This window comes from Thauera carbonicopians (assembly GCF_025699485.1).
Lineage (GTDB): Bacteria > Pseudomonadota > Gammaproteobacteria > Burkholderiales > Rhodocyclaceae > Thauera.
This window is the reverse complement of sequence record NZ_JANUXN010000007.1, coordinates 110,404-122,915: the sequence shown is the minus strand read 5'-3', so window position 1 is coordinate 122,915 and position 12,512 is coordinate 110,404. Positions and strand designations below refer to the sequence as shown.

Below are 12,512 nucleotides of genomic sequence, written 5' to 3'. Positions count from 1 at the left end.
AGTTATATCGGTTCAGTTGTCGGAGCCGGAAGCGAGATTGAGGTCGAGCTGGCCGCCCTCGTCGTCGTGGAAGTCGCCCTTGGAAGGCTTGCCCTCGCCGCGCTGGCTCTCGACGCCGTTCAGGTATTCGGCGGTGATGTCACCGGTCACGTAGCAGCCGTCGAAGCAGGACGTCTCGAAAAAACTGAGCGCGGGATTCAACGCCCGCACCGACGCCTTCAGATCGTCCAGATCCTGGTAGATCAGACCGTCGGCGCCGATTTCGCGGCAGATTTCCTCTTCGGTGCGATCCGATGCGATCAGTTCGCCGCGCGTCGGCATGTCGATGCCATAGACGTTGGCATGGCGTACCGGCGGCGCCGCCGAGGCGAGATAAACCTTCCGCGCGCCGGCTTCCCGCGCCATGTTGACGATCTCCTTGCTGGTCGTGCCGCGCACGATGGAGTCGTCGACCAGCAGCACGCTCTTGCCCCTGAACTCCTGGTGGATGGTGTTCAGCTTCTGGCGCACCGACTTCTTGCGCGTCGCCTGGCCCGGCATGATGAAGGTCCGGCCGATGTAGCGATTCTTGACGAAGCCTTCGCGGAACGGCAAGCCCAGGCGCTCGGCCATCTGCAGCGCCGACGGCCGGCTGGAGTCCGGGATCGGGATCACGACGTCGATCTCGACGTGCGGCATCGTGCGCTTCATCTTGTCGGCGAGGTATTCGCCCATCTTCATGCGCGACTCGTACACCGACACGCCGTCGATGATCGAATCGGGCCGCGCGAGATAGACGAATTCGAACATGCACGGCGCCTGCACGGTCTGCTCGGCGCACTGGCGGCTGTGGAAGTTGCCATCGGTGTCGATCAGCACCGCCTCGCCCGGCGCGACGTCGCGCAGCAGCTTGAAGCCGAGCACGTCGAGCGCCACCGACTCGGACGCCACCAGCCATTCGGTGCCGGCCTCGGCCTCGTTGCGGCCGATGACCAGCGGACGGATGCCGTAGGGGTCGCGGAAGGCGAGCAGGCCGTAGCCGGCGATCATCACCACCACGCCATAGGCGCCGCGGCAGCGGCGATGGACGCCGGCGACGGCACGGAACACCGCCTCCTCGTCGAGCTTCAGGCCGTTACAGGCCGCCTGCAGCTCGTGCGCCAGCACGTTCAGCAGCACTTCGGAATCGCTGCTGGTGTTGATGTGGCGCAGGTCGGACAGGAAGATCTCGCGCTTGAGCGCGTCGGAATTCGTCAGGTTGCCGTTGTGCGCCAGCAGCAGGCCGAAGGGCGAATTAACGTAGAAGGGCTGCGCCTCCGAGGCGTTGTAGGCCGAGCCCGCAGTCGGATAACGGACGTGGCCGATGCCCCAGTTGCCTTCGAGGTTGCGCATGTTGCGCGTACGGAACACGTCGCGCACCAGGCCCGAGCCCTTGTGCATGTGGAAGCGCCCGCCTTCGGCGGTGGCGATGCCTGCCGCATCCTGTCCGCGGTGCTGCAGCACCTGGAGGCCATCGTACAGAAGCTGGTTGACCGGAGAGGTCGCGACGACCCCGAGAATTCCGCACATGAGGATTTCGCCTATCTGAATCGAATCTTGTCGGCCACCACGTCGGGCAGCCAGGGTTTGGCGGCAAGAACCGCCGTTTCCAAGGGTGGCGAGAACAAAGCCTGCGTCCACCAGGGTTCGCGGGACAGGCCGGCGAGGCCACCGATCAGCACGACCACCAGCGCCACCAGCAGGCCGCGCGCGATGCCGAACAGCGCGCCGAAGAAGCGATCGGTCGCGCCCAGGCCCGCAGCACGCAGCAGCTCGCGCAGCAGGTAGCGGACGAGCGCGGTCAGGACCAGCACTCCGACGACGACCAGCGCGCCGCCGGCCACCTGCCGCCACAAGGGTTCGGCGATGAGTCCGGCGAAGACCTGGGCCGCCTGTTCGTTATAGCGCCAGGCGGCGAAAAGCGCGAGCACCCAGGCCAGCACGGCCATGACCTCGCTGACCAGGCCGCGCCACATGCCCACTGCCGCGGACAAGGCCAGGATGCCGAGGAACACGTAGTCGAATACCGTCATGCGGAAACCGTCAGCGCGGCGTGATCACGGTACTGAAGCCCAGCGCCCGCAGTTGCTCGGCCGTCTTGTCGGCGGCGCTCCTGCCGGTGATGGGGCCGACGCGCACGCGGGTGACGTTGCCTGCCTTCTCGGTATAGGCGGCGAAACCCTGCTTCTTGAGATCGGCAGCAATGCGCGAGGCCCTGGCGGCATCGCCGAAGGCACCGATCTGCAGGATGAAGGTTTCGCCTTTCGGCGCCTGGGCCTTCGGCACTTCACGGCCTTCGATCGCGGCGCGCGCGCGCGCGGCTTCGGCCGCTTCATCGGCAGCGGGCCGTGCCGGTGCAGGCTTGGGCGTTTCGGGCTTCGGTGCCGCGGGCTTCGTGGCCGGGGCGGCCGGCGATCCGGTGGCCGGCACTCCGGTGGCCGGCGCCTCTGCCCTGCTTTCGGGTTTCGCCGGCGCAGGCGACGGCGCTTCGACGACCGGCGGCGGGGACGGCGGAGCCTGTTCCTCCGGCGCGGGCGTGGCTGCAGCCGCGGGCGACGGATCTTCCGCAGCCGCATTCGGGCGGACCTGGCCGGCAGGTGCGTCGCGGTCCGGAATCGTGATCTGGATGTCGCCGCTGACCGGATGCGGCTCCTGCTCCATCATCATCGGCAGGATGATCGCCGCCAGCAGTGCAAGTGCGATCGCACCCACCAGCCGGCGCCGGGCGCGTTTCTTGATGTCGAGGTTTTCTGCGTCGCTCACGAAACGATCTCGTCAGTGTCTGCCCGCTTTCACCGCGTCGAGCACTTCGGCAACGGTCAGGAAGGAGCCGAAGACTGCGATTCTATCACCCTCCCCCGCCTCCTGCTGCGCCGCAGCATAGGCATCTTTCGGCGAAGGAAAGCAGCGGATGCCGGCTTCGACGCCCGCCATGTGCAGGCGCAGCGCCAGCTCCTCGGCCTTGAGGCCGCGCGGGCCGGGCAGATCGGCAAGCAGCCAGTGGTCGATCCGGCCCTTGAGCCGCGCCACGACGCCTTCGACGTCCTTGTCGCCGAGCATGCCGAGCACCGCCCAGGTTTCCGCATGGAAACCCATGCTCCCCAGGTTCTCGGCCAGCACGCCGGCCGCCTGCGGGTTGTGGGCGACGTCCAGCACCACCGCCGGACGGCCGGGCAGGACCTGGAAGCGGCCCGGCACCTCGACCAGCATCAGGCCCTGGCGAATGGCCTGCATCGATACCGGCATGCGGTCGCGCACGGCGTCGAGCACCGTCATCACCGCAGCGGCGTTGAGCAGCTGATTGGCGCCACGCAGCGCCGGATAGGCAAGGCCGCCGCGCTTGACCAGCGCGCCCCGTGCAGGCGGAGCCTGGTAGCGCCAGTAGCCCCACTGCTGGCGGTCGCCGCCGAAGCCGAAATCGCGGCCGCTGATCCACAACTGTGCGCCGATCGCCTCGGCATGCTCGAGCAGGCTGGCCGGCGGCTGCGGATCGCCGCACACGGCGGGCCGGCCGGCACGGAAGATGCCGGCCTTCTCGAAGCCGATCGCTTCCCGGGTGTCGCCGAGGTAATCCATGTGGTCGAGCGCGATGCCGGTCACCAGCGCGCAGTCGGCGTCGAACACATTCACCGCGTCCAGCCGGCCGCCCAGGCCGACTTCGAGGATGACGACGTCCGGCGCCTGCCTGCGGAACACTTCCCAGGCGGCCAGCGTGCCATGCTCGAAATAAGTCAGCGGCGTATCGCCGCGGGCGGCTTCGACCGCGTCGAAAGCCTCGACCAGGGCCTCGTCGGCGACGTCCTTGCCATCGACGCGGACACGTTCGTTGTAGCGCAGCAGATGCGGCGAGGTATAGCAGCCGACGCGGTAACCTTCCGCCAGCAGGATGGCCTCCAGCATCGCGCAGCACGATCCCTTGCCGTTGGTGCCGCCCACCGTGATCACCAGCGCATCGGGATCGGCTCCGAGCGCGGCACGCACCTGCGCGACACGCTCCAGGCCGAGCTGGATGGCCTGCGCATGGCGCTGCTCGAGCAGTTGCAGCCAGCCGGCCAGCGTGCGCGGCGAAACGGCAGTGGACGAAGAAACCATCAGGCAGCCGAGGCGGCGGGCTGGCGCAGCAACAGGCAGAGCAGGCGCGCCAGCTCCTGCCGCATCTCGCGGCGATCGACGATCAGGTCGATGGCGCCCTTCTCCAGCAGGAACTCGGCGCGCTGGAAGCCTTCCGGCAGCTTCTCGCGCACCGTCTGCTCGATCACGCGCGGGCCGGCAAAGCCGATCAGCGCGCCCGGCTCGGCGATGACGACGTCGCCCATGAAGGCGAAGCTCGCCGACACGCCGCCCATGGTCGGATCGGTCAGCACGGTGACGAAAGGCAGCCTGCGCTCGGCCAGGCGCGTGATCGCCGCCGTGGTCTTGGACATCTGCATCAGCGAGAACAGGCCTTCCTGCATGCGCGCGCCGCCCGAGGCGGTGATGCAGATGAAAGGCAGGCGCTGCTCATAGGCGGCCTTGGCGCCGCGAACGAAGCGTTCGCCGACCACCGAACCCATCGAGCCGCCGAGGAACTCGAACTCGAAACAGGCCACCACCACCGGCACGCCGCCGATCAGCCCCTGCATCACGACCATCGCATCGGCCTCGCCGGTCTCCGATCCCGCTGCCGACAGGCGCTCGGGATACTTGCGCGAGTCCTTGAACTTCAGCGCATCGACCGGCCGCACTTCGGCACCGATCTCGACGCGACCTTCGATGTCGAGCAGCATGTCGAGACGCTGGCGCGCGCGCAGCCGGTTGTGGTGCCCGCACTTCGGGCATACGCCCTGGTTGCTGTCGAGGTCGGAGCGATAGAGCACGGCTTCGCATGCGCTGCACTTGCTCCACAGTCCTTCCGGAATCGTCGACTTGCCGCGCCCTGCGCTGTCGCTGCGCTTGATCTTCGGCGGCAGCAGCTTTTCCAACCAACTCATGATTTCACTCCTGTTGCCGGCTCGATGGCATCGAGCGCTTCGCGGATGCCGCGCATGAAGGCGTGCACGCGTGCGACGGCTTCGCCTGCCGGGGCCTGCTCGATTTCCTCGATGATCCGGCTGCCGATGACGACCGCGTCGGCAACGGCGCCGATGCGCCGGGCACTCTCGGCATCGCGGATGCCGAAGCCGACGCCGACCGGCATGCCGACCGCGGCGCGGATCTGCGGAATGCGGCGCGCGACCTCGTCGATGTCGAGCTTGCCGCTGCCGGTCACGCCTTTCAGCGAGACGTAGTAGATGTAGCCGCTGCCCGCCGCGGCGACGTCGGCAAAACGCTGCTCGGTCGAGGTCGGCGCCAGCAGGAAGATCGGATCCAGGCCGGCGGCCTTGGCCGCGCGGGTGAAGCCGGTGCATTCCTCGGGCGGATAATCGACCACCAGCACGCCATCCACGCCCGCTTCGCTGGCCGCGGCGACGAAGTTTTCGACGCCCATGGCTTCGATCGGGTTGGCGTAGCCCATCAGCACCACCGGCGTCTCGGCGTTCCCGGCGCGGAAGGCGCGGACGGTGTCGAGCACCTTGCGCAGGCTCATGCCCTGCTCCAGCGCGCGTTCCGAAGCACGCTGGATGGTGGGGCCGTCGGCCATCGGATCGGAGAAGGGCACGCCCAGCTCGACGATGTCGGCGCCGCCTTCGACCAGCGCACGCATCAGGGGCAGGGTCAGCGCGGGCTCGGGAAAGCCGGCGGTGACGAAAGGAATCAGCGCCTTGCGGCCTTCGGCCTGCAAATGCTGGAAAACGGTCTGGATTCTTGACATGTCACGTCTCGATCACGCAGCGGGCCGCAAGGCGGCCCGGGGGAGGTTCAGAACTGGATGCCGGAACGTTCGGCGACGGTGTGCATGTCCTTGTCGCCGCGGCCCGACAGATTGACCAGCAGGATCTTGTCGCGCGGCAGCGTCGGCGCCAGTTTGGCCGCATGGGCCAGCGCGTGCGAGGACTCCAGCGCCGGGATGATGCCTTCGTAGCGGCACAGGTCGTGGAAGGCCTGCAGCGCTTCGGCATCGGTCGCGGCGACGTACTCGGCGCGCTTCGAATCCTTCAGCCAGGCGTGCTCGGGGCCGACGCCGGGGTAGTCCAGGCCGGCGGAAATCGAATGCGTCTCGATGATCTGGCCGTCCTCGTCCTGCATCAGGTAGGTACGGTTGCCGTGCAGCACGCCGACGGGCGCATCGGTGGTCAGCGGCGCCGCGTGGCGGCCGGTTTCCAGGCCGTCACCCGCCGCCTCGACGCCGACCAGGCGGACGCCTTCGGCACCGATGTAGGGGTGGAAGATGCCGATCGCGTTGGAGCCGCCACCGACGCAGGCGATCACGTAGTCGGGCTGGCGCCCGGCCATCTCCGGCATCTGCACCAGGCATTCCTTGCCGATCACGGTCTGGAAGTCGCGCACCAGCAGCGGATAGGGATGCGGCCCGGCCACGGTGCCGATGATGTAGAAGGTGTCGGCGACATTGGTGACCCAGTCGCGCATCGCTTCGTTCAGCGCATCCTTCAGCGTCTTCGAGCCGGACTCGACCGGCACCACGGTGGCGCCGAGCAGCTTCATGCGATAGACGTTGGCGGCCTGGCGCTTGACGTCCTCGGAGCCCATATACACCACGCACTTCAGGCCGTAGCGCGCGGCGATGGTCGCGGTGGCGACGCCATGCTGCCCCGCGCCGGTTTCGGCGATCACCCGCGGCTTGCCCATGCGGCGGGCCAGCAGCGCCTGGCCGATGCAGTTATTGACCTTGTGCGCGCCGGTGTGGTTGAGATCTTCGCGCTTCAGGTAGATCTGCGCGCCGCCGAGCGTCTCCGACCAGCGCTTGGCGTGGTAGATCGGGCTGGGACGGCCGACGTAGTGCTTGAGCTCGTATTCGAACTCGGCCATGAAGGTGGGGTCGGCCTGGCTCGCGGCATAGGCCTCGCGCAGCTCGGCCAGCGCCGGCATCAGGGTCTCGGCGACGAAGATGCCGCCGTGAGGGCCGAAATGCCCGCTTGCGTCGGGAAACTGGTAAGGCATGTCAGCCATCTGCTTGTCGAACTCCATCGATGAATGCGGCGATCCGGGCCGCATCCTTGATTCCCTTGCCGCTTTCGACTCCGCTCGAGACGTCGACCGCCCACGGCCGGAGGCGCCGCACCGCTTCGGCGACGTTGTCCGCGTCGAGCCCGCCGGAAAGCACGAGCGGCCGCCCGAAGCCCTCAGGAATCAGCGACCAGTCGAAAGTTTTCCCCCCGCCGCCATAGCCCTCGACGAATGCGTCGACGAGAATCCCGCTGGCGCGCGGATACGAAGCCGAGAATTCTACCAGATCGACCCCCGGCCGCATCCTCGCAGCCTTAATCCAAGGCCGGCCATGGGCGGCGCAATCGGCCTCGCGCTCGTCGCCGTGGAACTGCAGCAGTTGCAGCGGAACCTTGTCGAGCACGGCGCGAACATCGTCGCCCGAAGGGTTCACGAACAGGCCGACGCCAGTGACGAAAGGCGGCAGCAAGGCCGCGAGCTCGGCAGCCTGATCGATGCTCAGCGCGCGCGGGCTGGGCGGATAGAAGACGAAACCGATCGCATCGGCGCCGAGTTCGACGGCGGCACGCACATCCTGCGGACGCGTCAGGCCGCAGATCTTGATTCGGGTACGAGGCATTCAGATGAGGGGGAGCTGAGGCAGCGCGATGATACGCCCATCGCCGGGCAGCGGCCAGCGCGGCGGATAGGCCACACCGCACAGATACAGGCCGTCCGCCGAGAACATCGGTGCGGCGCCACTGCGGTCGCGTGCATCGAGCTGGGCGCGCAGCCACTCTGGCGGGTAGCGCCCCTTGCCGACATAGACCAGCGCGCCGACCAGGTTGCGGATCATGTGATGCAGGAAGCCATTGGCGCGGAAATCGAACAGCAGGTACTCGCCCTGGCGGACGACGCGGACTTCACGCATGACGCGCACCGGCGTCTTCGACTGGCAGCCAGCGGCGCGGAAAGAGGAAAAGTCGTGCGTGCCGACCAGGCATTCGGCAGCCTCGGCCATCTTCAGTTCGTCCAGCGGCGCATGGAACCAACCGACGCGCCCGGCCAGCATCGCCGGACGGGTCGGGCTGTTGTGCAGGATGTAGCGATACTGCCGCTCATAAGCGAGAAAGCGGGCGTGGAAATCCTCGTTCACCGCCACCGCCCAGCGCACGACGACTGCAGGCGGCAGCAAGGCATTGACGCCGCGCACCCAGGCCGTCATCGGCCGCAGGGCCGCGGTGTCGAAATGGGCGACCTGGGCGCTGGCATGGACGCCGGTATCGGTGCGCCCGGCGCAATGCAGGCGCACCGGCGCGGCGGCGATTTCCGCCAGAGCCCGCTCCAGCACATCCTGCACCGTGCGGCCGTGCGCCTGGCTCTGCCAGCCGCAGAAGGCATCGCCGGCATATTCGATACCGAGCGCTATGCGGCCCATGGCAGTCCCCACGACAACGCCGCCAGCCCCAGCAGCCCCAGTGCTGCGGCAATGGCGACATCCAGCGGTCCCAGGCGTTCGCGGACGAGCCTGACCGGCTGCAGCTCGCCATCGTCACCAGCGTCGCGCAGCCAGTCCTTCCAGTGCGTCGCGCTGCCGCGCGGCGAAGCCTCGACGAAGCGCAGCACCAGCATCAGCCGCAGGGCCAGATCGCCGGCACGCAGGCCGATCACGGAAAAGGGGCGGCTCAGGCAGTAGAGCCCGCCGACCAGGCGCTCGACCGGCAGGCGTTCGAGCAGCAGCGCCACGGCGCACACCACCGCGATCAGGCGCCCGCCATGGACCAGGGCTAGCATCATCCCCTCGCGGCTGGGCGAAAGCCGCGGCCAGGAGGCGAACATCGCTTCGCCCGGCGTGAACCAGCCGAACAGCAGCACGATGGCGAACATCAGCACCCGTACCCGGCGCAGCAGGCGCAGCGCCCTGTCACGGGCGAAGCCGAGCGCGAGCGCCAGGCTGGCGGCGACCACCCAGGCCAGCACTCCGGGGGCGAGAAACTGCACCGACGCCACGCCGGCGAACCACAACGACAGCAGAAGTCCTGAATGCATGCCTGCAATGAAGAAGCCCCCGGCGGGGGCGAAGAGTAAGCAATGTGCCTAGGGCGCATCAGCCTGGGGCGCATTTTGCCTGCAGGCGCTTCCTGCGGCAATTAGAAGCGAGCACCGGCCCAAACGGCTCCACCCGCCTCAGGCCTCCAGTTTCCTGCCGCGCCGTCCGCGTTTCATCACGCAAGACTTCGGGCTTGGCCCCACCCCGCCCTTCCGTTTCGCGCTCAGCCTGAGCGGACTTCCAATGCATTGCACATCCGAGCGACACGCGGCCCTTCCTCGCAGGCCTCCAGCCTCGTCGGCCCTGCGTTCCCCGGGCAGCATGGATTTCGTCTGATCTGCCCTAATTTCTGCGGCGGGTGCAAAAGAATTTCGGCCGAAAACCGAAATACCGCTCAAACGCCGTGCTGAAATTGGCCGGGTGGGCATACCCCACGGCATAAGCAGCCTGGGCGACTTGCGAACCCGCTTCCAATAGCTGCCTCGCACGTTGCATTCGCATGTCCAGTAGCGCCTGATACGGTGTCGTGCCATAGATTTCGCGGAATCCCCGCTTGAGCTTGAATTCGTTGACTCCCACCGAGATGCACAGATAGGGAATGGTCAGCGCACGATCCATTTGGCTGTACATCAGGTCGTGCGCCTGCCTGAGCTTCTCCATATCGGTTGGAGTCCATCGCGCCGAAGACGAAGGGCTTCCGGCCAGCGGCCCCAGGACGCGGAGGTGTTCGCCAACCAGACTGAGCGCGGCAATATGCGCATCCAGGTGCGAAACGGCCCCCGGGTCGGCCAAGGAACGCACGAGCGGCAGACACCACGGGGAGATGGCGCGCTCACCCAGTGCGCACACCCCCATACGTTGAGGCAGTAGTGCGTCGGGTGTGCCCAGGTAGCGCCGCAGCGCGGTTTCACCGACGGCCAGCCGTAATTGGCGTACCGGGGTGTTGGCGGCAAATTGGCGCTCGCCTTGGCAGGAGGCAAAGACCGAAAGCGTCGTACGGCCTTGACGAAAACGCAGACGCGTACCCCCACGCTCCACGTAAACGGACTCTCCGGCAAGCCCGAAGGTGATGACCAGCGTCGGGCGAGCATCAGTCTGATCGGTTTTCTCGGTCAGATCCTTGGCAGGACAACAAAACGAGCGCACCAGGGTCAGCCCGTCATCCAGTGGCAGGCGTTCGATGCGGCATTCCTCGATGAATCGAGGCATCGATCGGCCTTTCGTACCACCAGCGCCCAAGCCCTGGTCAGTGGCATCTGGTCGAGCTGCCATCACGAGCGCTCCTCTTCCCTCCGTCCTGCATACGTATTGCTCCCGAATCCAGATAATTCTATATGAGAATCATTTTCAATTGAAGATAGGATTTCCCAAATGTAGATGTAGAACTTTTGGAGGGAAACAATGGAATCACTCGCATTGCATCGAGTGACGGCCGCGGTACTGGTGCTGTGGCTCGGCAGTTCATCGACTTGCGCCCAGGATATGGTCGAACTGCCCACCGTCACGGTCACCGTCGACAAGCGAGCCCAGTCGCTTGAAAGTGTCCCTGCCAGCGTTTCGGCATTCGAGGGCGAGGATCTGGAGGCGGCCGGCATCGACAGTCTCGAAGGCGTGGCGCGGATGACGCCCGGTTTCACCTTCCAGGCATCGGGGCAGTCCGGCCTGCAGCCACCTGTGATGCGTGGCTTGACGGCCAACATCATGGGGTTTTCGTCCTCGGTCGCGCTGGTGGTCGATGGTGTTCCGACCTTGCGAGGCCAGGGTTTCGACGACAACCTGCTGGGCATCGAACGCGTAGAGGTGCTGCGCGGGCCGCAGTCCACGCTGTACGGGCGCAATGCCGAGGCCGGTGTGGTCAACATCGTCACGCGCAAGCCGGGCAACGATCCTCATGCCGTCGTTTCCGCCGAGATCGGAAGTCGGGAAAAACGCGCGCTGCGCTTCGATGCGAGCCGCGCGTTGGTGAAGGACACCCTCTACATCGGCGTCGCCGGCGAGTTCTTCGCGCAGGACGGCTTCATCGATAACACCTTCAATGGGGGCAAGGAGGACGATCGCGAGCGCCGCAATGGCCGCCTGGCGTTGCGCTGGACGCCCAGCGAGCGAACCGATGCCACCCTCCGCTATGCCCGGCGGGAATACCGCGACGCAGGCTCGCTATGGGGATCGGTCACCGCGCCGCGGACGACGGTTCGATCCGGAACCGACAGTTGGAATGAATCGACGGCACGCACCGTGTCGCTCGACGTATCGCACGAACTGGCGCCCGACCTGCGCCTGCGCTCGATCTCGGCCAACAATGAATTCATCGACCGCATCCTGCAGGACATCGACTATATGCCGGTGGACATGCTGCAGGTGGGGCGCAACCACCATTTCCGAACCTTGTCGCAGGAGTTTCGTCTCGAAGGCCGGCTTGGCCAGGCGCAATGGCTGGCTGGATTCTACGCAGACCGCGATGACCATGATCTGAGCTTCGGGCAGAAGATCCCGCTGGGTTCGACCACGACCTCCGCCACGCAGAAAGGCAACTCGGCTGCGTTGTTCACTCACTGGACCGTCCCGTTGAAGGAGCGGTGGACGGTCACGGCGGGCGGCCGTTTCGAGCGCGACGAAGTGCGCTTCTCCCTGGAGGGCGGCCGCGAGCAATCACGTGCATGGAGCCGTTTCTCTCCCAAGCTCGCCCTGCAATACCAATGGCACGAGGACGGACAGGTCTATGCCAGCATCGCCGAAGGCTTTCGCGCAGGCGGCTTCAATGCCTTTGCGCCCGAGGCCTACCGGCGTTATCAGCCAGAACGAGTACGCTCTTTCGAACTCGGCGCCAAGGGACGGCTGCTGAACCGGCGGCTTCGCTACAGTGTTTCAGCCTACCTCATGAACGTGAGCGACATGCAGGTCCAGCAGATCGGACTGCCTGGCCAGATGTTTCTTACCAATGCCGCATCGGCACGCCCTGCAGGCATCGATGCGGAGCTTCAGTACCTGCTTGGCTCCGGCTGGCAGATCCAGGCCGCCCTCGGGCTGAACCGTACCCGCTTCCGTGAGTACCGGGACGGCGCCAACGACTACAAGGGCAAGCACAACCCGCTCGCACCGGATGTCACCGGACATCTCGGGGTGCGCTACGACGCCACACGAGGCTGGTACGTCCAGGCCCACATCAACGGTGCCAGCAGAATCTATCTCGATGCCGCGAACATGTATGGCCGTGCCGGATACGGCGTCATCGACCTGATGGCAGGCTACACCTACGGCCGCACCGAGCTGTCCGCCTATGTTCGCAACGCCGGGGACAAGAAGTACGACACCATCGGATTTCTCAACGGCACCACCACCATCTACAGCCCTCCCCGCGAGCTTGGCCTGCGGGTGACCTGGCGCATGTAGGCATCATTTTTCAGCGGCGCTCACGGCAGCA

General features: G+C 66.5%; 12 protein-coding genes. 1 reads left to right on the top strand and 11 read right to left on the bottom strand.

What is annotated here, in order from left to right; genetic code table 11:
• Positions 1-12: 12 nt before the first annotated feature.
• The 11 genes from purF to NX068_RS11390 all read right to left on the bottom strand — a co-directional run bounded on the left by purF (position 13) and on the right by NX068_RS11390 (position 10,300).
• Positions 13-1,548, bottom strand: coding sequence for an amidophosphoribosyltransferase (gene purF / locus NX068_RS11440; protein WP_263461399.1), 1,536 nt, complete (start codon positions 1,546-1,548; stop codon positions 13-15).
• A gap of 11 nt (positions 1,549-1,559) precedes the next feature.
• A complete protein-coding gene (locus NX068_RS11435) occupies positions 1,560-2,051 on the bottom strand; it encodes a CvpA family protein (protein WP_263461398.1) in 492 nt (163 codons plus the stop codon).
• 10 nt (positions 2,052-2,061) lie between these two features.
• Positions 2,062-2,781, bottom strand: coding sequence for an SPOR domain-containing protein (locus NX068_RS11430; protein WP_263461397.1), 720 nt, complete (start codon positions 2,779-2,781; stop codon positions 2,062-2,064).
• 12 nt (positions 2,782-2,793) lie between these two features.
• Positions 2,794-4,110 (bottom strand): bifunctional tetrahydrofolate synthase/dihydrofolate synthase, encoded by a 1,317-nt coding sequence (gene folC, locus NX068_RS11425; RefSeq protein ID WP_263461396.1) that lies wholly within the window; start codon positions 4,108-4,110, stop codon positions 2,794-2,796.
• Positions 4,110-4,988 carry an acetyl-CoA carboxylase, carboxyltransferase subunit beta gene (accD, locus tag NX068_RS11420; RefSeq protein ID WP_263461395.1) on the bottom strand — a complete coding sequence of 293 codons (879 nt, stop codon included), beginning with the start codon at positions 4,986-4,988 and terminating at the stop codon, positions 4,110-4,112. The genes folC and accD overlap by 1 nt, the downstream gene beginning before the upstream one ends.
• Positions 4,985-5,809: a tryptophan synthase subunit alpha gene (gene trpA, locus NX068_RS11415; RefSeq protein ID WP_263461394.1), complete on the bottom strand. Its 825-nt coding sequence runs from the start codon at positions 5,807-5,809 to the stop codon at positions 4,985-4,987. The genes accD and trpA overlap by 4 nt, the downstream gene beginning before the upstream one ends.
• 47 nt (positions 5,810-5,856) lie before the next feature.
• Positions 5,857-7,065 (bottom strand): tryptophan synthase subunit beta, encoded by a 1,209-nt coding sequence (trpB, locus tag NX068_RS11410; RefSeq protein ID WP_263461393.1) that lies wholly within the window; start codon positions 7,063-7,065, stop codon positions 5,857-5,859.
• Positions 7,058-7,681: a phosphoribosylanthranilate isomerase gene (locus NX068_RS11405; protein WP_263461392.1), complete on the bottom strand. Its 624-nt coding sequence runs from the start codon at positions 7,679-7,681 to the stop codon at positions 7,058-7,060. The genes trpB and NX068_RS11405 overlap by 8 nt, the downstream gene beginning before the upstream one ends.
• Entirely contained in the window at positions 7,682-8,479 is a 798-nt protein-coding gene (truA, locus tag NX068_RS11400) for a tRNA pseudouridine(38-40) synthase TruA (RefSeq protein ID WP_263461391.1), read from the bottom strand.
• Entirely contained in the window at positions 8,467-9,090 is a 624-nt protein-coding gene (locus NX068_RS11395; protein WP_263461390.1) for a CbiQ family ECF transporter T component, read from the bottom strand. Before NX068_RS11395 ends, truA begins: the two co-directional genes overlap by 13 nt.
• A gap of 343 nt (positions 9,091-9,433) precedes the next feature.
• The gene (locus NX068_RS11390; protein ID WP_263461389.1) at positions 9,434-10,300 is read right to left on the bottom strand and encodes a helix-turn-helix transcriptional regulator; all 867 of its coding nucleotides are present in this window, start codon (positions 10,298-10,300) and stop codon (positions 9,434-9,436) included.
• A gap of 192 nt (positions 10,301-10,492) precedes the next feature.
• Between NX068_RS11390 and NX068_RS11385 the strand changes: the two genes are divergently transcribed.
• On the top strand, positions 10,493-12,481 hold the full coding sequence (locus NX068_RS11385; RefSeq protein ID WP_263461388.1) for a TonB-dependent receptor: 1,989 nt from the start codon (positions 10,493-10,495) through the stop codon (positions 12,479-12,481).
• The last annotated feature ends 31 nt before the right edge of the window (positions 12,482-12,512 follow it).